We start from the raw sequence: 22,007 nt of genomic DNA, 5'->3' as shown, positions 1-22,007 counted from the left end.
AATACCCTAGCATACATAAACCCAAAAAATAATAGCTAATAAAGATGAAATATCTTTGCCTGATCCTTCTGAATTTTATATTGTTAAATCCATTAATAGGACAAAAGCAATTGGAGTTTGAATACCTTACAAATGATGATGGGTTATCTAGCGGAGCAATCTCTTCCATTTATCAAGATAAAAAAGGGACTATTTGGTTTGGTACTTGGGATGGGTTGAACGTATATAATGGGCGAGAAATAAAAATTTATAAATCTATTCCCAATGACCCCACGACCTTAACAAATAACTTAATTAAAGGAATTACAGAAGGACTTTCTGCTAATGAAATTTGGGTTACCACATTTCGAGGTGTAAATAGATTAAATAGTGAGTCAGGTAAAATTGATCAATTCTATTTCGGTTATGAATCCATCAATCCGCCACATTATTCTGCATTTTTTACCGTTAAAGCAAAGGATAATATATATTGTGCCTTATACAATTCCTCCTTATATCATTATAATCCTGTTGAGAATAACTTTGACAGTCTCGGTAGGGTATTTGACAATAAAGAAGTAACATCTATTTTTTCTGATGGGGGTGAAAATTTTTTAATTCAATGCGATAAAAAGGAACTTTATAGATATGTACCAAAGGTTAATAATGATGGGACTCACAGTATAGGTGATGCTTATCGAGTTTTAGAAAACATCAATGTAGGTTTTATATTTCAAAAGGATGAGAGTACTTATTGGGTAGTTGATCATCAATATAACCTCTATTTGTACGAGAGTAAAGTCAATAGATTAACAGCCATTGTTAGTTTATCTACCATAAACCTTGGTGATATTTCCTCCATAATTCAAAAAGAAGGTGATATTTATGTTGCCTCCTCTAGAAATGGTATCTGGAAATACTCCTATAATAATAATCAATTAGAAATTCTTAAAGGGATAGAAGCACAATGGATTTTATCTATGCATTACTGCAGTAAGCAAAATATATTGTGGTTAGGTTCAAACGGGAATGGTGTAATAAAAATTTATCCAAATAACCTGTTATTCAACTCTTTCTTAAATAAAGACTTGTTGAGATACTTTAAGAAAAGCCAAATTAGATCTATTTATGAACATAAAAATGGGGATATATGGATTGGAAGTCGAGGAGATGGAGTTAGTGTTATTTCAGGCATTAACACAGATCATCAGCGCATCACCCATGTCGACTTGCTTTCAAAGCAGTCAATAATGTCTATTGTAAAAGGTGAAGGAGATGATATATTATTAGGCACAGAGGAAGGAGAAATTTATCTATATAAGCAGAACAAGATCCATAAGATTAACCTAAATGAACATATTGGAGCCCATGAGATTGATGGAATATATTGTATGTATTGGGATTCAAAAAGAAGTGTTCTGTGGAGTGGCACGAATGGTAAAGGATTAATAAGATTTGATGTCGTTCCTAATGCGACAAGCTATCGGGTTAAAAGTGCACGTAGGTATCATTTTTCAGCCAATAATCCAGAAGGAATTAATAACGATAATTGTTTTTCCATTTTACCATTAAATAGTACTCATTTGTGGATAGCAACTCGTGGAGGTGGTGTCAATTTGATGGATATTGAAAGTGAAACTTTTTTAGCGATAAATAAGAAAAATAAAGTTTCCTTAAGCGATGATGATGTATTGTCCCTATATAAATCAAAAGGAAATTCCATATGGATTGGAACTAGTTATGGCCTAAATAGACTGAGTTATGACTCCTTTGACAAGATGTCTATAAAGCATTATACGTTAATCGATGGTTTATTGAATCACACGATCCATGGAGTTGTGGAAGATGACGATGGTTTTGTATGGGTAAGTACGAATAAAGGGATAACAAAATTAGACCCGAAAAATGGAAAAATAGTCAACTACAGTAATGGATACGGGCTACAGAGTAATGAATTTTCAGACTTGGCCTATCTTAAAGCCTCAAACGGAGTCATTTATTTTGGTGGTATAAATGGTATTAACTACTTTAAACCTTCCCAGGTTTCAGAAAGGAAATTTGTTCCTCAAATTGCTATATCATCCCTCATGATTAACAATGTAGCTAGCACTTTAGGGAATAAAAAAAAGACCATTGATCATGAAGAAGTACTATGGTTACGCCATAATGAAAACTTCTTTAACATAAGTTTTGCCGCGCTGGATTTTATAAACAATTCCAATTGTGAATATATGTATATTCTTGAGGGCTTCAATAAAAGTTGGGTGAATCTGGGAACAGATAATTCCGCTGTTTTCACCAATGTTCCTCCTGGAAAATATACCTTACGAATTCGAAGTACCAATGGAGATAAGGTATGGGTAGATAATGATTTTTATCAAAAAATAATCATTGATGTTCCTTGGTGGGGAAGCTGGAAAGCATTTATACTCTATGTGTTATTAATTTCCGGCAGCGCATATGTCATTTATCGAATTGTAAACAAACGCTTGAAATTTAGGAAAACTCTATTTATGGAGCGATTGGAGAAAAAGAAGCAACAACAAATCCACGATGCCAGATTACAATTTTTCACCAATATTGCCCATGAGTTTATTACTCCCCTCACCTTAATTTATGGTCCCGTAGAGCGTTTGCTCAAGCTTAATAAATTAGATGAAAACAGTGTAAAATACCTAAAAGTTATAAAATCTAATTCTGAAAGAATGCAAAAACTGATCAATGAGTTGATGGAATTTCGGAAAATAGATACTGTTCATAAAGAATTAAACTTGGTAATTGTGGATTTAGAAGAATTGACATTATACATAGTAGACAACTTTAAAGAGTATGCCGAAGAGATGTCTATTTCATTTAATTGTACGGTCGATTCAAGCTTAAGGGAATGGGTAACCGATAGAAATCATTTTGAAAAAATAATCTTCAATTTAATTTCCAATGCATTTAAGTATACGAATATGCATGGTTCTATTGATTTAATATACGCTAAAGATCCTCAAGGAAATTTGGAAATTAAAATTCGCAACACCGGCAATGGTATAAAACAGAGTAGCTTGGAATCAATTTTTGATAATTTTCATATTTTAGATGATTTTGAAAATCAAGTAAAAAAAGGAGTGATTAATCGTACAGGAATTGGTTTAGCATTGACTAAAAGTTTAGTGAAATTATTAAATGGTGAAATCAGTGTCTTTAGCGAAGTAAATTCCTTTGTTATTTTTCAAATCCAACTTCCAACCTTAGAACTCATTGAAAATAAATTCCAATTAGATATTCAAGATGTGATGCGTTCCGATGTTGAGTGCATTAATCCTAAGAACAAATTAACTATTCTGCTGGTGGAAGATGAATACCAAATACGAGACTTAATTAAAGATGTTTTGGGAAATAATTTTATTGTTTTAGAAGCAGAAAATGGCGTGGAAGCTCTAAAGGTGATCAAAAAGAAATTACCTAGTTTGATTATTAGTGATATAGAAATGCCTAAAATGAACGGTTTAGAATTATTAGAGGAGCTTAAAGCAAATAAATTTACTAATCATATTCCCGTTATCTTCTTGTCCGTCAAAGGAAGTATGGAAGATCAGATTTCTGGTATTGAAAAAGGCGTAGAATATTTTATTTCAAAACCCTTTAGTCCACATCATTTGGAAGTAGTCATTAATCAATTGTTAAGTACTAGAGAATATTTAAAGGAATACTATAATTCTTCCAATTTGAAGCCGAATGAAGAACCGACTGCTTTTATAACCGCAGAAAATGAAGAATTTATCAAAAAGGTTACTCAAATAATTGAAGCAAATCTAGAAAATGAAGAACTTAATGCGACCTTTATTTGTAATGAATTGTACATTAGTCGGATTCAGTTATATCGAAAAATAAAAAACATTTTAGACTTATCACCAAGTGATTTTATACGTAAAGTCAAGTTGAGACATGCTGTTAATTTACTTAAATCTAGCAGTTTGACTGTTCAAGAGATTATGTTTAAATCGGGTTTTAATAATCGAGCTTATTTTTATTCGGTTTTCAAAAAAGAATATGGAATAGCACCATTAAATCTGAGAGATAAAGATTTTAAATCAACTTTAAACAACAATTGACCTGCTGAAGTGGGCTTTCCCAAATTTTACTCCGTCTTAGCTCATGTTGCCAATAATACGGTTTACAGGCCTCCTCTATTTTGGCTTACTGGTATCCTAATGCTCGACATCTCCCCTAGCTCTGCTTTTGCAACAGTAGGTATAGCTCCAGTTCCTTAGATAATTTTATAGCAATAGCCTAATTTCACCTCACATTAACGATCTTAACTAGGGTTTCTATTCCGAGGCCAATAATTCCATTATCGAAAATAGCTGTCATAAACTCTGCTATTTAGCATCATTGCCTGAAATTCTTAACAAAGAAAAACTGCCTAAAATTCATAGATAAAAATAAATTTTCATCCAAGAATCCAGGCAGTTTAACCTATTTTAATTTACCCAATTATAAGCTTAGTCTTCCATTAAAAATGGATAGCGGTAATCGGTGTCTGGGTTGAAAGTCTCCTTAATTGTTCTTGGAGATACCCAACGCAATAGGTTAATCATCGAACCGGCTTTATCATTGGTTCCTGATCCCCTTGCCCCACCGAATGGCTGTTGACCAACAACAGCACCTGTACATTTATCGTTAATATAAAAATTACCAGCAGCATTTCTTAAGGCATGTGTAGCTTCCGAAATGGCATAACGATCTTGAGCAATTACAGCACCTGTCAAGGCATAGATAGATGTGCTATCTACTAATTTTAAGGTTTCTTCCCAAGATTGATCTTCGTAAACATATATAGTTAATACTGGACCAAATAGTTCTTCGCTCAATGTTTCATAATCTGGCGTTTTCGCTAAAATAACTGTAGGATGAATAAAGTATCCTTTAGATTTATCGTATTCCCCACCAATAAGCACTTCAGCATCATCAGATGCTTTCGCACGGTCAATGTACTTTGTTATTTTATCGAATGCTTTTTCATCAATTACCGCATTAATAAAATTGGTAAAATCTTCCGTACCACCAATTTTAAAGGATTTAATATCCTGTTCCATTGCTGCTTTTAAATCATTCCACAAAGATTTAGGCACATAGGCACGTGAAGCTGCAGAACATTTTTGTCCTTGGTATTCAAATGCTCCGCGAACCAAAGCCGTATTAAGCACTTGAAGATCTGCAGATGGATGGGCAAGGATAAAATCTTTACCTCCAGTTTCCCCAACTATACGTGGGTAGGTTTTATAGCGATGAATATTTTCACCAATCGTTTTCCAGATGTCTTGAAAAACTCCTGTAGAACCTGTAAAATGTATACCTGCAAAATCAGGATGCTTAAAAATAACATCACCAGCATCTGGACCTGAAACATAGACAAGATTGATTACACCATCAGGTACACCAGCTTCTTTAAAAATCTTCATAAGCACATTCGCTGAATAAATTTGAGCGTTGGAAGGTTTCCAAACGACCACATTACCCATCATCGCCGCACTTGAAGGAAGGTTACCGGCAATTGCCGTAAAATTGAATGGTGTTAAGGCAAATACAAACCCTTCTAAAGGTCTTTGTTCCACTTTATTCCAAACATTTTTTGGCGAAATCGGAGGTTGTTGTTGATAAATCTCCGTCATGTATTTCACATTGAAGCGCAAGAAATCTGCAAATTCACATGCAGAATCAATTTCTGCTTGATAAGGATTCTTAGATTGACCTAACATGGTCGCCGCGTTCAATTGATACCTATATTTTGTAGAAACTAATTCTGCAGCTTTCAAGAAAATTGATGCGCGATGTTCCCAAGCTAAATTTTCCCAGCTTGATTTTGCGGATAACGCAGCATCAATAGCCGCTTGAACATGTTCCTTGGTACCTTGACTATAATTCCCTAATACATGTTGATGATCATGCGGTGGGCTAATCTTAACTTTCTTGTCTGTATGTACTTCTTCGGATCCAATGTACATTGGAATATCAATTGCAGTAGATCTTGCAGCTGCAATCGCTTCCTTCAATAAACTTCTTTCTTTTGTTCCTGGAGCATAGCTATATACTGGCTCATTCGTTGGAATTGGAACGTTAAAAAATCCTTTTAACATAATTCAATTGTGATTTAACAAATTAATTCAATGGGCGGAAAGACTAAACTATCCAAATTTTAATAACGGATTAATCCTCATTTTGTTACAAATTTTTACCTGAAAAAGCAAAAGTGAAACGAATCCCTTATTATCTATTTTGCTTAAGCTATACCATTACTAATCAACTTATTCTGTTCAGCTTAAGATATACGAATTTAGCTATAAAAGCCGATCAAAATAAAACATATCACAACCGATTATAAACGTATTTTGCCAATATTCTTACAAACACCAGCACAAAGGTTTAAAAAAGGTAAAACACATGGGTATTCTCGCCTGAATAGGGAATACAACATAAGCTGAAAACAAGCAGCACAAAACTAACCCGTATTTCGAGTTAAAATTTGAAATCACTTGAATTATCATCGGAACTCCTTCGGAAACATTAAAACTATTTCCGAGTAACAACCGAAGGAGATCCGAAGGAAATGCAAGGAAGTGTTGGCTGAAAAACAAAAAAAAACGGATAACAGAAAAATCTGTTATCCGCCTCTATACTATACAACGAGGTTGTATTAACTATTTTGCTTGTGCATAACGTTCAGCAACAGCATCCCAATTAATTACATTAAAGATAGCTTCCAAATAGGCTGGACGTTTATTTTGATATTTTAAATAATAAGCATGTTCCCAAACATCTATTCCTAAGATTGGAGTACCTTTGACTTCAGCAACATCCATCAACGGATTATCTTGATTAGGCGTCGAAGTTACTGCCAATTTACCTTCAGCGTTAACGATTAACCAAGACCAACCTGAACCAAAACGTGTAGCTCCAGCTTCTTGCAATTTTTTCTTTAGTTCATCAAAAGAACCGAAAGTTTCATTGATTGCTGCCGCTAATTCACCAGTAGGTTCGGTAGCACTTGTTCCTAAAATAGACCAGAACAATTGGTGATTAAAGTGTCCTCCACCATTATTACGAACAGCAGGAGCATATTTACTGATATTGTTTAACAAACCTTCTAAAGATTCATTTTCAGCATCAGTACCTGCAATCGCTTTGTTTAAATTATCTACGTATGCTTGATGATGGCGATCGTGGTGGATTTCCATCGTTTCTTGATCAATATGTGGTTCTAATGCGTTTGATGCGTACGGTAACGCTTCTAATTGAAATGCCATAATACTTTATTTAAATGTTTTTATGTAACAATATACGAATATAACAAATTCGTAAATCTTATGTTTGGTTTAAGTGTTGAAATGTGGATAAATCAACGTTTTTTACGAAAAAATGATGTCATCAGCTCCGCACATTCAGCTGACAGGACCCCAGACACGATGCTGGTTTTAGGATGAATAATTTTATCGTGTATAGCGGAGTACCCACGTTTATTGTCTTTTGCACCGTAAACAATACGGCTAATTTGGGTCCAATAACTCGCTCCAGCACACATGACACAGGGTTCAACCGTAACGTATAAGGTACAATCTTTAAGGTATTTTCCCCCTAAGTAATTGGCTGCGGAGGTAAAAGCCTGCATTTCTGCATGCGCAGTGACATCATTTAATTTTTCAGTCAAATTATACCCCTTACCAATAATCTTCCCTTGACATACAATAATTGCTCCGATAGGAATTTCATCCTCTTCTTCGGCGCGTTTAGCTAACTTCAAGGCTTCAAGCATATATTGCTCGTCCAAATTAGCAGGCTGTTTAAATTCGTCTGCTTCGAAATTATAAATCTTCATTATTTTAATCTAGCCCCATTCGGTACAGTCCGCTCGACGGTAGTAATCACTATTTCCCCTTGTTCATTTTCAAATCCAGTGACTAAACATTCGGACATAAAATTGGCAATTTGTTTCTTAGGAAAGTTAACCACTGCAACCACTTGTTTTCCTATTAATTCTTCTTTTTGGTAAATGGCTGTAATTTGGGCAGAGGATCTTAAGATGCCAATTTCAGCACCAAAATCTATCGTTAATTGGTAAGCGGGATTTTTAGCCTTAGGAAAATCATCGATTTTCAAAACAGTCCCTACCCTAAGATCAACGTGTTCAAAATCCGCCCAACTGATCAAATGTTCCATAGCATTACAGGCTATTGGAAGAAAGATCCCTTAATTCCTTTGACAAGGTAAAAACCACATAATCAACATTTCTATTCAAGCGAGTGGCTAAACGCTGAAGCAATTCTTCTTCTTGACCCTCTTGAAATTGTAAATCCTCTTCCGTTAAACGATTATATTTTCGCTGCAATTTCAGCTTTAAAATCGACCAATCTTGGGCTTCAATCTTAAAATTATACATGTTTGATTTCAATAATTTAATAAAAACTTAGTACTTTAGTAACTAGGAAATAGTAAATATATAAATTTTTGATATGAAAAAAATTATACTAGGGATTGTTGCACTACTATTTTGTGTGCAGGCGAGTCAGGCTCAATTGATACCAAGCTTAAAACTAGGGGTTAAAGGAGCATTAAATTTTTCCAGCTTAAAATCTGACGGAAAATATTTGAACAAAGAATCAAAAGCAGGATATCAACTTGGTATTTGGGGGCGTGTAGGTGCAGCAGGATTTCATGTACAACCCGAACTATATTACAGCCAAAAAAACATGAACGTAGAAGCGACAGCAGATAATGAATCTGGTGAAGCAACTTTCAAAAGTATGGATTTGCCTATTTTATTAGGTACAAAAATTGGATTAGGACCTCTTGGAGTTCGTATCCAAGCAGGACCCGTATTTTCATTTGCCCAAGAAGGAAAAGTAACACTTAAATCAGCAACCAAAATAGAAAACTATAAAAAATCTTCCACAGGTATTATAGGTGGTATAGGCGCTGACATTAAAAATTTCACCGTGGATCTTCGTTACGAACAAGGCTTATCAAATATTTACAATAATAACGATGACAAGCAAAAAGTAGGACTTTGGTCTATCGGTATAGGATTTGCTATTTTATAGAAACAGTTAAAACAAAATAAAAAAAAGGCTTGAATGGATAACGTTCAAGCCTTTTTTTATGCGTCTTCATTAGAACAATTCTAAATTAGTTGTTTTTTAAACATAAATCTCACAATTATGTCATCAAATAGATAGATTTGCGGAACTAAATTAAATTCATAGTAATAATGAGTAAATCAAAGCCAGTATTATCATCTTCATTAGGGAAGAAACTAATCATGAGCTTGACAGGACTGTTTTTATGTACTTTCTTAGTAGTTCACTTGATTGGTAACTTACAACTATTTAAAGATGATGCAGGGTATGCGTTTAACAACTACGCTTATTTCATGACCCACTTCACCCCGATTAAGGTTGTATCTTATTTACTTTACTTATCCGTTATTGTCCACGCTGTTTACGCTTTAATTTTAACCTTAAAAAACAAGGCTGCAAGACCAGTTGGCTATAACCAAACTGATGGTAAAGCAAATAGTGCTTGGAATTCTCGTAACATGGGGATTTTAGGTACGGTATTGTTAGTTTTTCTAGTAACTCACATGCAAAATTTCTGGTACCAGTACAAATTTGGTTCTACACCTTATGTAGAGTACCATACGGATTTGGCTAGTGGAAATCAAGAGATTCTAAGTTCAGAAACCTTGCCAGCAGATTACAACGGGTTTCTAAAAACAGAGAGCAATGGAATAGAAACAATTAAATCGAAAGATTTGTACAAGCAAGTTGCTGTTGCCTTTCAAAATCCGTTATTGGTAGCTCTTTACCTATTAGGAATGGCCGCCTTATCCTTTCACTTAATTCATGGATTTCAGTCCGCTTTCCAAACCTTAGGTTTTAACCACAGACGTTATGTAGGAATTGTCAAATGGATTGGAATATGGGTGTTCGGTATCTTGGTACCAGTTGCGTTTGCTGCTATGCCCTTATATTTTTATTTTATTAAATAGATTATTTACAGATTTGGCCGTTGTTCAAATCTACTGAATAAATAAATGAATATGTTAGATTCAAAAGTACCTGCAGGCCCACTAGCCGAAAAATGGTCAAAGCATAAATTTGACATGAAGCTGGTAAACCCAGCCAACAAACGTAAGTTTACAATTATCATTGTTGGTACTGGTTTAGCTGGAGCATCTGCAGCAGCCTCATTGGCTGAATTAGGCTATAATGTAAAAACTTTCTGTTATCAAGATTCACCACGTCGTGCACACTCTATTGCGGCGCAAGGGGGTATAAATGCGGCGAAAAATTATCAAAATGACGGGGACTCGGTTTACCGTTTATTTTATGATACCATCAAAGGTGGAGATTATCGCGCACGTGAAGCAAACGTATATCGTTTGGCAGAAGTATCCGTAAATATTATTGATCAATGTGTGGCGCAAGGGGTTCCTTTCGCTAGAGAATATGGCGGTTTATTAGATAACCGTTCATTTGGTGGTGCGCAAGTTTCTCGTACCTTCTATGCACGTGGTCAAACTGGACAACAATTATTATTAGGTGCTTACTCGGCACTTAATCGTCAAATACAAAAAGGTAAAGTAAAATCCTATACCCGTCACGAAATGCTTGACATCGTAAAAATTGATGGCGAAGCTAGAGGTATCATCACCCGTGATATGGTTACAGGAAAAATTGAATCTCATGAAGGCCACGCCGTATTGCTGTGTACAGGAGGATATGGAAACGTGTTTTTCTTGTCGACCAATGCGATGGGATGTAATGTAACGGCAGCTTGGAGAGCACACAAACGCGGTGCTTACTTTGCTAACCCATGTTACACACAAATCCACCCGACTTGTATCCCTGTAACTGGAGATCACCAATCGAAATTGACTTTGATGTCCGAATCATTACGTAATGATGGTCGTGTTTGGGTTCCAAAAACAGTGGAAACAGCTGAAAAACTTCGTAAAGGAGAAATTAAGCCTAAAGATATCAAAGAAGATGATCGTGATTATTTCTTGGAAAGAAAATATCCATCTTTCGGAAACTTAGTACCACGTGACGTTGCCTCTCGTAACGCGAAAGAAATGGTAGATGACGGTCGTGGTGTAGGTAAATCAGGTGTTGCCGTATTCTTAGATTTCTCCGAAGCGATTCAACGTTTAGGAAAAGATACAGTAGAAGCAAAATATGGTAATTTATTTGATATGTATTATCAAATTACTGATGAAAATCCATACGAGCAACCGATGCGTATTTATCCAGCAGTTCACTACACGATGGGTGGTGTATGGGTAGATTACAACTTGATGACTACTGTTCCAGGCTTATATTGTTTAGGAGAAGCAAACTTCTCTGATCACGGAGCAAACCGTTTAGGTGCGTCTGCATTAATGCAAGGTTTATCTGATGGTTATTTTGTTATCCCATTTACTGTTGGAGATTACCTAGCGAAAATTGGAAACTTTAAACCTGTAGACAAAAATCATCCTGCTTTTGAGGAGACCCGTAAAGACGTAGAAAGTTATGTCAACAAATTATTATCGCTTAGAGGTAGTAAAACGGTTGATGATATTCATAAAAAGCTAGGTCAAATCATGTGGGAATATTGCGGTATGGCGCGTACTTCCGAAGGTTTGACAAAAGCAAAAAGTTTAATTCAAGAATTGCGTAAAGAATTCTGGTCAGATGCTTGTGTATTAGGAGCAAATGAAGAATTAAACATGTCTTTAGAAAAAGCTGGTCGTGTTGCTGACTTCTTAGAATTAGGCGAATTAATGGTAGATGATGCACTTAACCGTGCGGAATCTTGTGGAGGTCACTTCCGTTTAGAGTCGCAAACTGAAGAAGGAGAAGCAAAACGTGATGATGAAAACTATGCTTATGTAGCTGCTTGGGAATACCAAGGAGATAATCAGCCGGAAGTTCTTCATAAAGAAGAATTAGTTTTCGAAAATGTGAAGTTAACACAAAGAAGTTATAAATAACCAGTAGCCCTTATGGGCTATTGGATACTCAATATAATTATTATGAGTGGACATATGAATTTAACGCTTAAAGTTTGGCGTCAAAAAAATATAAACGATAAAGGTCAATTCGTAACATACCAAGCGAAGGATATTGCAGATGACATGTCTTTCTTAGAGATGTTGGATGTCGTAAACGAAGAAATAACGCGTAAAGGCGAAGACCCTATCTATTTTGATCATGATTGTCGTGAAGGTATCTGCGGAATGTGTTCATTGGTTATCAATGGCCGTCCTCATGGACCGAAATACGGAATCACCACCTGTCAATTACATATGCGTTCATTCCATGATGGACAAACTATTGTCATTGAACCATGGCGTGCTTCTGCATTCCCTGTATTAAAAGATTTAGCGGTAGATAGAACTTCTTTCGATCGTATTCAACAAGCTGGTGGATATGTAAATGTTAATACTGGTGGAGTACCTGATGCGAATACGATTCCTATTCCTAAACGTGTCGCTGATGAAGCTTTTGAATCTGCTACTTGTATTGGCTGTGGAGCTTGTGTAGCTGCATGTAAAAATGCTTCAGCGATGTTATTTGTTTCTGCTAAAATATCACAATTCGCACTATTACCTCAAGGTCAAACAGAACGCTATGAGCGAGCTCAAGCAATGGTAGACCAAATGGATGCGGAAGGTTTTGGAAGCTGTACCAATACGGGTGCATGTGAAGCAGAATGTCCTAAAGGCATAAAACTAACGAATATCGCAAGAATGAATCGCGAATATTTTACAGCGAAATTCTTCCGTCAAGAAGATATACACGCATAAGTAGTCGATAATTCGATATAAAGTCCTCGTAAACATCACTTACGAGGACTTTTTTATTTATATTTACTTGGAAGAAAAACTAAATAAATGGGCAATAAAATAAGGATTCTACTCTTAATTCTTACAGTATCATTTTTAGCTACGGCTTTTATGATTAATAATATCATCAGTCAGGATGATATGTTGGAACTAGACACAAAAACCTTATCCGATAACTTGCATGAAAAAGAATCCAAAATTGATCTCATATTTTCTGATTCTGCCCTATTAAAAATGTTTGCTAATGTTGAATTGTACCCAAGTCAAGTCTTGGAATATACAAATCAACAATATGATAATGACCGGTTATTTTTCTACATCTACAAAAATCACCAACCTATATTTTGGAACAATAATATATATGTTCCCCTCTCTGATTTAGGATTAAATGGCGATGTGGCTTTTATAAAAGATAATAATAGATCTTTTGTAGTAAAACGAAAGGTTTTGAGTCCAACCATGACTGTATTGGCCTTAATTCCAACTAAAACGCACTTCCCCTTCAATAATGATTACCTCATCAATATATTTGCTACTCGATTAATTCCTACAAACAACTTAACCATAGCTGATTATTCAGACACGGAAAACATTAAAAATATCTATAGTAAAAATGGATCCTATTTGTTTTCTGTAAAACTGAATCCAGGCAAACATGATAACATCTTCATGACTATCCAATTCATGTGTTGGATTTTTGCCACATTGACCTTTTTAATTTTAGTCAATAACATCTGCTATCGATTAGCTCGCAATGGTAGGCCCTGGCTTTCCATATTTACCTTTCTCATTATATTGGCCCTCACCCGGATAGTAGACTTAAATAGTAATTGGTTAGCTTCTAAATCTAGTTTAGGACTTTTTGACCCTAAATACTATGCCTACAATCCTGCATTACCAAATCTGTGGTCCTTTTTTATGACCACAATTTGTGTGATATGGCTGGTTTTTTATATTCGATCCATTCAAATCTATTTACGAGTACCTTTAAAGAAATTTTCACAATCGATTACTACCCTATTTGCATTAACGGCGATATTAAGCATTTATATCATCAGTAATCTGTTGTTTTATCACTTATCAACCCTAATTACCAACAGCACCTCTGTCGCCTTAGATCTCACCAATTTACTATCCTTTAGCAAATACAGCTGGCTAAATATGTTGATTATTTGTATCAACATGGTCATCTTGCTCTATTTTATAGATGCCATCGTCAGTATATTAAAATCCGTATTACCCAATACCACCTCTTTTCTTAATGTACAATTAATTGCGCTGGTCTCTGCTATCATTCTGAATGCGATAATAATCGGAGAAAATACCTTCTTCAATATCTTTTTAGCTTCCGTAATTATGATTCGCGCTTACAGTAAAGTACGCGTAAATCTCAATATGTCTACTTTCATTTTAACCTTAATCTTTTTGGCTTTAATGACTACCTCTGTGTATATGCGGAGTTTGCATTATAAAGTCGAGCGCGAAATGAAAATTACGATCAATCAATTGGAGGCTGAGGATGATTTAAATGCCACCGCCTTATTTGTTGATATCGAAAAAAAGATACTAGCCGATGAGCAATTAAAACGATTCTTTTACAACAGTCTACCCAATGTACCGATTCAAAACATCAATAATTACCTCAAAACATATTATTTTGGGGGCTATTTATCAAAATTCGAATACACAGGGTATTTTTATTACAATAACCAACCATTAGCGAACTATGCAAACGATAAGATAGAAGAATTTAGAGAAAAGGTAATTAGTAAATCGACCAAAATCCCTGAAACTCAAAACTTTTATCGTGTACGAAGTGAATTGGGTACGCATGAATATTTTTTACAGTTTGAAATTCCATTACCGGGTATCAATACCCTGGATGGGAATGAAAATTCAGTAAAGATTTTTCTAAAATTAAGAAATAGAGCTTACGGTACAAGTTTACCTTATCCGGAGATTCTGACGGATAACCGAGTGGAATTTGTACATAATTATCACCATAGCTCCTCTTCTTTTGCCTTGTACCGTGATGGCACCTTAGTGACTCAAAATGGATCATTCACTTACCCCAACAACGATGACGGTTTTGAAGCCGAAGTAGAAGCCTATCGATCACTTAGTGATTTCAACGGTTATTTTCATGTTATCTATAAACCAGACTCCGTAACGACCTTAGTGGTGAGTACTCCACAGTTAACATTCTGGCAAACAATCGCTGTATTCTCCTTCTTATTCTTATGTTTATACATCTTCTTTATTTTATTCAATGCGATACGTTATATCGTCCTAACCTTAAATCAAAAGTCTTTTAATTTTAGAAGCATTAAATACCATTTTAAATTATTAGTCAACCGAATTCAGTATAGTACGAGGATTCAAACCATGATTATTGCCGTAGTGATTTTTACGGTGGTGATTTCGGGATTGATCTCTTTCATTAGTATCAATAGTCAATTAGAAAAGTCAAAAATCCAACAAAGACAAACGTATATATTGGATGTGGTAAAAAAGATTGAGAATAGCCTTCAAACTAGCAATAAACAATCTGAAGTTCAAATCAAAGAAATCATAAGTCAATTGTCTGAAACAACCGTCACGGACTTCAATCTCTACAATAAAAATGGCAAACTTATATTCACCTCACAACCTCGAATATATGAATCCAAATTAGTGTCTAGTTTCATGAATCCACAGGCTTTTAATAGTCTAAATGTGTTGAAAAAGACAGATACATTTTTAAAAGAACGTATTGTTTATTTTGAATACAATTCTTCCTATGCCACGATCAAAAACAACGATTATAACACACTGGTATTTCTAGGCATCCCTTATTTTACTTCCGTAACAGAAGAAACGGAAAGTCAAAATTTATTATTAAATACCTTGTTAAATATTTATACGATCATTATTCTCGTGCTCGGATTTTTAACCGTCATGGTTGCCAACTCCATTACCAAACCATTGAATTTGATTGGGAGAAAGCTATCAGAAACCATCTTCAGCAATAAACCGAATGAGCCCCTATATTGGGAGCGTGACGATGAAATTGGAGCTTTAGTAAAAGAGTACAACTTTATGATTGTAAAGCTAGAGGAAAACGCAAAACAACTGCGAAATGCCGAGAGAGAGTATGCTTGGCGAGAAATGGCTAAGCAAATAGCGCATGAGATAAAAAATCCATTGACTCCAATGAAATTAGGGATTCAACAACTCATGAGGAGTTATAATGAAAATGATCCTCGGTTTGAGGAACGATTTAATAAGTTTTCAAATTCTTTTGTGGAACAGATTAACAGTCTTTCTAGAATTGCTACGGAATTTTCAAATTTTGCGAAACTTCCCGATACCATCATTACCAAAATCAATATTATTGAAAAGATCAATAAATCTGCAAACACCTACCATGACAGTCAAAATACGTATATAAAAATCATTAATAACACGGATAAAAACGAAGTATTTGTATTGGGTGATAAGGATCAATTATTACGATCTTTTAATAACTTAATTAAAAACTCTATTGAAGCATCGACTGGGCGTAAGAAACACTTAATCAGTATTATTGTGGAAGATTTTAAAGACCACAAAATAAAAATTATTGTGAAAGATAATGGAATGGGAATCCCATCGGATGTCATTCCTAAGATCTTTCAACCTAATTTTACTACTAAAAGCTCCGGTACTGGTTTAGGCCTAGCCTTTGTAAAGAAAACGATAGAATCTATGAAGGGAGAAATTTCCTTCAGCACCTTTGAAGGCGTAGGAACGACCTTTAATATTATCCTGCCGAAATACCAAGAGGAAGACCATTTTAACAGGGATTAAGCGTGTTTTAAATTGATTGTGGTACTAGTAGAAAGTTAATCTCTAGTAAGCAGCAATAAGGTATTAGGTTGAACCAGGTTTAATGGCTTGAGTGTAGATCAAATACCTGTTGGCAAATAGACTTCAAGCAGTAAGTTGACATAACTTGAAAGCTAAGGTACCCTGTAAGTAATAACCAAAATCATTAGGCCGTAGAATAAGCCGTAATAGGCTAAAGGAAAATATGAGGTAAAAAAGAAAGGTTTAAGAGAGCTCTTAAACCTTTTCTGCTTAATATTAAATAATCATTCCTATTTAAATACAATGGAAGATCTTCCCATGATCGCATTATCTGCATATAAAAGAATGGTATAAGCCCCCTTTTCAATGCTGTTTTTGCTATCAGACCAGTTCATCTGATATTCTTGACCGTTATTGGAAAAATTTATTTTTTCTTTAAAAGTATACTGTAGTTTCTCCCCATGGACAAGAAAAATATCTTCCGAGTTTGCCACCAAATTACCTTTTGGATTAATGATACGTACAAAAATTTCCTTATTCCCGATAGAAGCCAATGGATTATCAGCAATACTAAAGTTTATTTGAAGGAAATCTATTTTTTTAGCTTTCGTTTCAATTTCAGTTTCTCCACTTCGCTTTTGTTCAATACCTACAATATGAATATTGGATATTTTTAAATTGGAAGCTTTTGAAATTTTATCATTCAAATTCCTACGGTCTGCATCTACACCCTCTGCACGATTTTTAATAACCGCATTTTGATCTTTCAAGTCCGCATTATTTTGATTTAATAATTCGTTCTTGATTCGTAAACTTGTTATTTCATCTTTAATTTTGGACACCTGATTTTTAAGGTTAGCCACATCCATTTTAGCGGATTCAATTTGTGCATCAGTCACCTCACCACTCTCTAAGCCTTTACGAAGTTCTTCAATCTTTAAACGAGCAACTTGTTCAGCTGCTTGCATAGCTGGATCTGGCAGCATGCTTTGCACTTTTAAGTTATCTAATTCAGCTTCTATCCTATCGATTTCGGTTTGGAGATTCTCTTTCTGTAGTGTGACTGTGTAAAGCTTCTCACCAGAGGATTTAAATTTCACGTAGAAATATATATTTGTAGCTAAAAGAGCAGCAATAGCAATTATAAAAAAATAGACTTTAGAATTGTCACGTTTTATATTTGGTACCGAAGAATTTTTTTGCTCTACTATCTTTATATCTTCTTTATTCATCTCTATAATACGATCGTTCTATTGTAGTTTCCACACTACATTAAGAATTAAAAAACGATTAATTAATATTTTCGTAATGTTTAGCAAATATTGTTCCAACTTATATTATTCGAAATAATTAAGTGTATCAAAACCAGCACTTTTCAGAAGCTCTTCTTTTTTCATTAATTTTAAATCAGCAAAAACCATTTCGTTGACTAAACTTTCTAAATTATATTTAGGCTTCCACCCTAATTTATCATTCGCTTTTGTCGGGTCGCCAATCAATAAATCCACTTCTGTAGGTCTATAATATTGAGGATCAACCTTTACGACCGTTTGCCCCAATTTTATATGCTCCTGGTCTATACCACTAGCTTTAAGTTTTTCAAGGTCTATATCGATAACCACACCTTTTTCAGCTTCATTCTTTCCTGAGAACTCCACCTCTACCCCTAATTCGGCAAAGGCAAGGCGAACAAAGTCACGTACCGTTGTGGTAATTCCAGTAGCAATGACAAAATCTTCGGCTTGTTCCTGCTGAAGAATTAACCACATGGCTTCAACATAATCCTTTGCATGCCCCCAATCCCTCTGAGCAGATAAATTTCCTAAATATAATTTATCTTGAAGCCCTAAAACAATCTTAGCCACTGCCCTTGTAATTTTACGGGTTACAAATGTTTCCCCGCGCACAGGACTTTCATGGTTAAATAATATCCCGTTACATGCATACATTTGATACGCTTCTCGGTAATTTACGGTAATCCAATACCCATATAATTTCGCAACGGCATAAGGACTTCTAGGGTAAAATGGGGTAGACTCACTTTGAGGCACCTCTTGAACCAAACCGTATAGTTCTGAAGTCGAAGCTTGGTAAATTCTAGTTTTTTGGATAAGTCCCAACAGCCTAACAGCTTCAAGAATGCGTAATGGACCCAACGCATCTGCATTTGCAGTATACTCTGGAGTATCAAAACTAACTTTAACATGGGATTGAGCAGCCAAATTATAAATTTCATCAGGTTGGGTTTCCTGAATAATTCGAATCAAATTGGTTGCATCGGTTAAATCACCGTAATGAAGTACAAAATTTCGTCCTAACTCGTGAGGATCTTGATATAAGTGATCAATGCGGTCCGTGTTAAAAGAAGAGCTTCTTCTTTTAATCCCGTGGACAACATATCCTTTTTTCAATAAAAACTCAGCTAAATAGGCACCATCTTGACCTGTGATTCCTGTAATGAGGGCAACTTTGCGATTATGTGGAGTCATTCTACTAATAATATCATGACAAATATATTTAAAATAACCGCAACCGTTTGATAATAATTAAAAAAGCCACAGAAAATTTCTGTGGCTTTTTTTAGATTTCTTTTTATTTAATGTTTATTCAGCGACTTTACTGAATTTAAACAATAAAGAACCCTGTCCTTGCTCTAAAGGAATAGGCATGCGCATTTCTAATGCATTAGCATCAGCGAATAAAAGATCTAAACGGTAACCACTGGTTACATTTGCCGCTTTATCTCCTGCATAGATTTTCTTAAATTGAAAAGATGGCTGTCCACCTGTATTACCAGGATTAAAGATAGACCAAACGATGTTTCGAACAGCACCATTTGCACAAAGGGTTCCATCTGCATTAAAGGTTATTGTTCCGCGTTGAGCACCACCAGGAAGGTTCCAAATTGATCCGATAAAACAATCTACTGGAGCTTCATCAAAAATGTTTTTAATGGTATAGGAACTAGGAATATTTTCACGCTCTACTGCATTTAAAACCCATTTACCTTTAACACCAGCACGCCATTGCGATGCAGAAGGACCTTGGGCAGAAGTGGTTGAAGTTTGTCCTGCTACAGAACCACCTTTTTTAGGTGCTCCGCAACTACCTAAAATTAACGCAAATGTTAATAAAGATAATACTGATAAAATACGTTTATGCATATTTGAAAATTTAAAAATAGTATATTAAATGTATATTAGTGACTTAAAATATTATGTACAATTTTGATGAAGTCCACTTCCAAAAATCATACCATTAGCAAAATTATAGCAAAAGCAGTACTAAGATTCGTCTTAATCATTCTTATTTTAGGAATCGTTTTTGCCTACAGCAAAGATGCTAATTTACTCAGCAATATTTCGTTATTTTTTCCACATAAATGGGCTATATTTGCACCCATTTCCTTATTTATTGTATTCGTGATCCTCATGTTTATGATGTTGAAGGAAAAATATAGCCGAATGGATATAAATTGGCTGTTTAGTTTAAGTGGTATTTTTTTAACTATTTATCTCTTGTTGCTATATTCCCGAATTTATCCAGCTATCTAAGACAGCTAATTTAAGTGCGATGAAAGAAACAAAACTCTGGGCCATACTTAAAAATGTAATTAAAGTAATTATTACGTTGGCGGCATTGTATTGGGTGTCTACAAAAATTTCGTTCAGCGAGTTAAAACAAGCGCTCCAAAATTGCAATCCCCTATTTTTAGTTTTAGCCTTAATACTCTATTTATGTTCTATTCTGGTCGCATCTTCCCGATTGAATTCATTCTTTAAGGCGATTGGACTTGAAATAAGTGAACGATACAATTTTAGACTTTATCAGTTAGGTTTACTTTACAATTTCTTTTTGCCTGGAGGTATTGGAGGGGATGGCTATAAAATATTCTTCTTGAAAAAAAACTTTCAAGTATCTCGTCGTAAACTTTTAGGGGCCATTTTTTTCGATCGCTTAAGTGGTCTTTGGGCTTTAACCATAATTTCTGGTGCATTAATCATATTTATGCCTCGATTAGCTATACCAAATAGTGTGACTATATCGGTATTAGCCATTGGAACAATTAGTTATTTGTATTTGTTAAGGTTGTTTTTCAAGCAATTTTTCGGAAACTTCATCATTACACATTTTAAAGCCTTATGTGTTCAAGGTTTGCAAACAAGCAGTGCGATCTGTATTTTGTACGCGATGAACTTTGATGGAAAATTTTCTCCATATATTTTCATATTTATGGTTTCTTCATTGGTTGCAATAGTACCTTCCATTGGTGGCGCAATCGGCTTACGAGAAACAGTCATTTTTAGTCTAGCAACTTATCTTAAATTGGATGAGCATCTTGCAGTGACAATTAGTTTAATATTCTATCTGATTTCCTTGGTGGTGGCATCAAGTGGAATCTACTATATATTTAGACCGAAACGCTTGGGTACTGAAAAACTACCTACAGCAAAAGAAGTGGAACAAGAAATAGAAATACAAGATTAATGGCAAATATTATAATAACAGGAGCTAGTAGTGGAATTGGGTTTGAAGCCGTATTGGATTTAACGGCAAATAAAAACAATCAAGTTATTGCATTGGCTAGGTCTGCGGACAAGCTTAGAAAGTTACATGAAATAGCCACTTCTCTAAATCCTGATGGAGGTACCTTATATCCTGCAGCATTTGATATCGTTTATGATAATTATGCAGATTCATTAGTCCCATTCATCACTTCAAAATTTGACCAAGTAGATATCTTAATAAACAATGCTGGTCAGTTAATAAATAAGCCTTTCTTGGAAACCAGCAATGAAGACTTTGCCCGTATGTTTCAATCCAATGTGTTGGGACATGTACAAATGATCCGACATATTGCACCTTTAATGCCTGAAGGATCACATATCGTCAATGTTAGCAGTATGGGAGGTGTGCAGGGTTCCAGTAAGTTTGCTGGTCTTTCTGCCTACTCCAGTAGTAAAGCTGCCTTGGCTGTATTAACAGAATGCTTAGCGGAAGAATTTAAAGAACGAAAAATCCGTGTGAATTGTCTGGCATTAGGATCCTCACAAACTGAAATGTTTGAAGCTGCATTCCCAGGTTTAGAAGCAGGAACCTTAGCTTTTGAAATGGGAAGATATTTAGCGGAATTTGCTCAAAATGGCCATAAATATTATAACGGTAAAGTTTTACCTGTTTCCAATACGACCCCTTAATGTAAATGATTGGCGTTCGTTACATTAACGAATGCCAACTATATATTGATCATAAAAACCCCTTCTTTTTAAATTAAATTAAAAATTTAATTCTTAAAAAAAATTAAATCATAAGCGCGAATTATTCC

General features: G+C 34.9%; 16 protein-coding genes. 8 read left to right on the top strand and 8 right to left on the bottom strand.

Annotation, left to right across the window (positions count from 1 at the left end):
- Positions 1-44 precede the first annotated feature (44 nt).
- On the top strand, positions 45-4,082 hold the full coding sequence (locus ACFRAE_RS03100) for a response regulator (protein WP_422795649.1): 4,038 nt from the start codon (positions 45-47) through the stop codon (positions 4,080-4,082).
- 390 nt (positions 4,083-4,472) lie between these two features.
- Here ACFRAE_RS03100 and pruA read toward each other — a convergent pair whose 3' ends face one another.
- The 5 genes from pruA to ACFRAE_RS03075 all read right to left on the bottom strand — a co-directional run bounded on the left by pruA (position 4,473) and on the right by ACFRAE_RS03075 (position 8,404).
- A complete protein-coding gene (pruA, locus tag ACFRAE_RS03095) occupies positions 4,473-6,107 on the bottom strand; it encodes an L-glutamate gamma-semialdehyde dehydrogenase (RefSeq protein WP_422795648.1) in 1,635 nt (544 codons plus the stop codon).
- A gap of 561 nt (positions 6,108-6,668) precedes the next feature.
- Positions 6,669-7,274 (bottom strand): superoxide dismutase, encoded by a 606-nt coding sequence (locus ACFRAE_RS03090; RefSeq protein WP_422795647.1) that lies wholly within the window; start codon positions 7,272-7,274, stop codon positions 6,669-6,671.
- A 92-nt stretch (positions 7,275-7,366) separates the two neighbouring features.
- A complete protein-coding gene (locus tag ACFRAE_RS03085) occupies positions 7,367-7,843 on the bottom strand; it encodes a nucleoside deaminase (RefSeq protein WP_422795646.1) in 477 nt (158 codons plus the stop codon).
- Positions 7,843-8,184 (bottom strand): tRNA-binding protein, encoded by a 342-nt coding sequence (locus ACFRAE_RS03080; protein ID WP_422795645.1) that lies wholly within the window; start codon positions 8,182-8,184, stop codon positions 7,843-7,845. The genes ACFRAE_RS03085 and ACFRAE_RS03080 overlap by 1 nt, the downstream gene beginning before the upstream one ends.
- A 4-nt stretch (positions 8,185-8,188) precedes the next feature.
- Positions 8,189-8,404 (bottom strand): hypothetical protein, encoded by a 216-nt coding sequence (locus tag ACFRAE_RS03075; protein WP_422795644.1) that lies wholly within the window; start codon positions 8,402-8,404, stop codon positions 8,189-8,191.
- A gap of 73 nt (positions 8,405-8,477) precedes the next feature.
- On the opposite strand from ACFRAE_RS03075, the gene ACFRAE_RS03070 reads away from it, so the two are divergent.
- The 5 genes from ACFRAE_RS03070 to ACFRAE_RS03050 all read left to right on the top strand — a co-directional run bounded on the left by ACFRAE_RS03070 (position 8,478) and on the right by ACFRAE_RS03050 (position 16,681).
- A complete protein-coding gene (locus ACFRAE_RS03070; protein WP_422795643.1) occupies positions 8,478-9,065 on the top strand; it encodes a porin family protein in 588 nt (195 codons plus the stop codon).
- Between the two features lie 167 nt (positions 9,066-9,232).
- Complete coding sequence (locus ACFRAE_RS03065) at positions 9,233-10,012, top strand: succinate dehydrogenase cytochrome b subunit (protein ID WP_422795642.1); 780 nt, start codon at positions 9,233-9,235, stop codon at positions 10,010-10,012.
- Positions 10,013-10,063: 51 nt separating this feature from the next.
- Entirely contained in the window at positions 10,064-11,998 is a 1,935-nt protein-coding gene (locus ACFRAE_RS03060) for a fumarate reductase/succinate dehydrogenase flavoprotein subunit (RefSeq protein ID WP_422795641.1), read from the top strand.
- A gap of 42 nt (positions 11,999-12,040) precedes the next feature.
- A complete protein-coding gene (locus tag ACFRAE_RS03055) occupies positions 12,041-12,814 on the top strand; it encodes a succinate dehydrogenase/fumarate reductase iron-sulfur subunit (protein WP_422795640.1) in 774 nt (257 codons plus the stop codon).
- A gap of 150 nt (positions 12,815-12,964) precedes the next feature.
- A complete protein-coding gene (locus ACFRAE_RS03050) occupies positions 12,965-16,681 on the top strand; it encodes an ATP-binding protein (protein ID WP_422795639.1) in 3,717 nt (1,238 codons plus the stop codon).
- Between the two features lie 290 nt (positions 16,682-16,971).
- Here ACFRAE_RS03050 and ACFRAE_RS03045 read toward each other — a convergent pair whose 3' ends face one another.
- From ACFRAE_RS03045 to ACFRAE_RS03035, 3 genes are all read right to left on the bottom strand, one after another.
- Positions 16,972-17,913, bottom strand: a complete 942-nt coding sequence (locus ACFRAE_RS03045; RefSeq protein ID WP_422795638.1) for a hypothetical protein — start codon at positions 17,911-17,913, stop codon at positions 16,972-16,974.
- A 105-nt stretch (positions 17,914-18,018) separates the two neighbouring features.
- Positions 18,019-19,170 carry a GDP-mannose 4,6-dehydratase gene (gene gmd, locus ACFRAE_RS03040; RefSeq protein WP_422795637.1) on the bottom strand — a complete coding sequence of 384 codons (1,152 nt, stop codon included), beginning with the start codon at positions 19,168-19,170 and terminating at the stop codon, positions 18,019-18,021.
- 114 nt (positions 19,171-19,284) lie between these two features.
- Positions 19,285-19,845 carry a hypothetical protein gene (locus tag ACFRAE_RS03035; protein ID WP_422795636.1) on the bottom strand — a complete coding sequence of 187 codons (561 nt, stop codon included), beginning with the start codon at positions 19,843-19,845 and terminating at the stop codon, positions 19,285-19,287.
- Between the two features lie 409 nt (positions 19,846-20,254).
- Here ACFRAE_RS03035 and ACFRAE_RS03030 point away from each other — a divergent pair, with 409 nt between their 5' ends.
- Both ACFRAE_RS03030 and ACFRAE_RS03025 read left to right on the top strand, forming a co-directional pair.
- On the top strand, positions 20,255-21,169 hold the full coding sequence (locus tag ACFRAE_RS03030) for a lysylphosphatidylglycerol synthase transmembrane domain-containing protein (protein ID WP_422795635.1): 915 nt from the start codon (positions 20,255-20,257) through the stop codon (positions 21,167-21,169).
- Complete coding sequence (locus ACFRAE_RS03025; RefSeq protein WP_422795634.1) at positions 21,169-21,879, top strand: SDR family NAD(P)-dependent oxidoreductase; 711 nt, start codon at positions 21,169-21,171, stop codon at positions 21,877-21,879. Before ACFRAE_RS03030 ends, ACFRAE_RS03025 begins: the two co-directional genes overlap by 1 nt.
- The last annotated feature ends 128 nt before the right edge of the window (positions 21,880-22,007 follow it).

This window comes from Sphingobacterium sp. HJSM2_6 (assembly GCF_049316305.1).
Taxonomy (GTDB): Bacteria; Bacteroidota; Bacteroidia; order Sphingobacteriales; family Sphingobacteriaceae; genus Sphingobacterium.
Note: the sequence above shows the minus strand (reverse complement) of the source record. Positions and strands in the feature narration are given on the sequence as shown.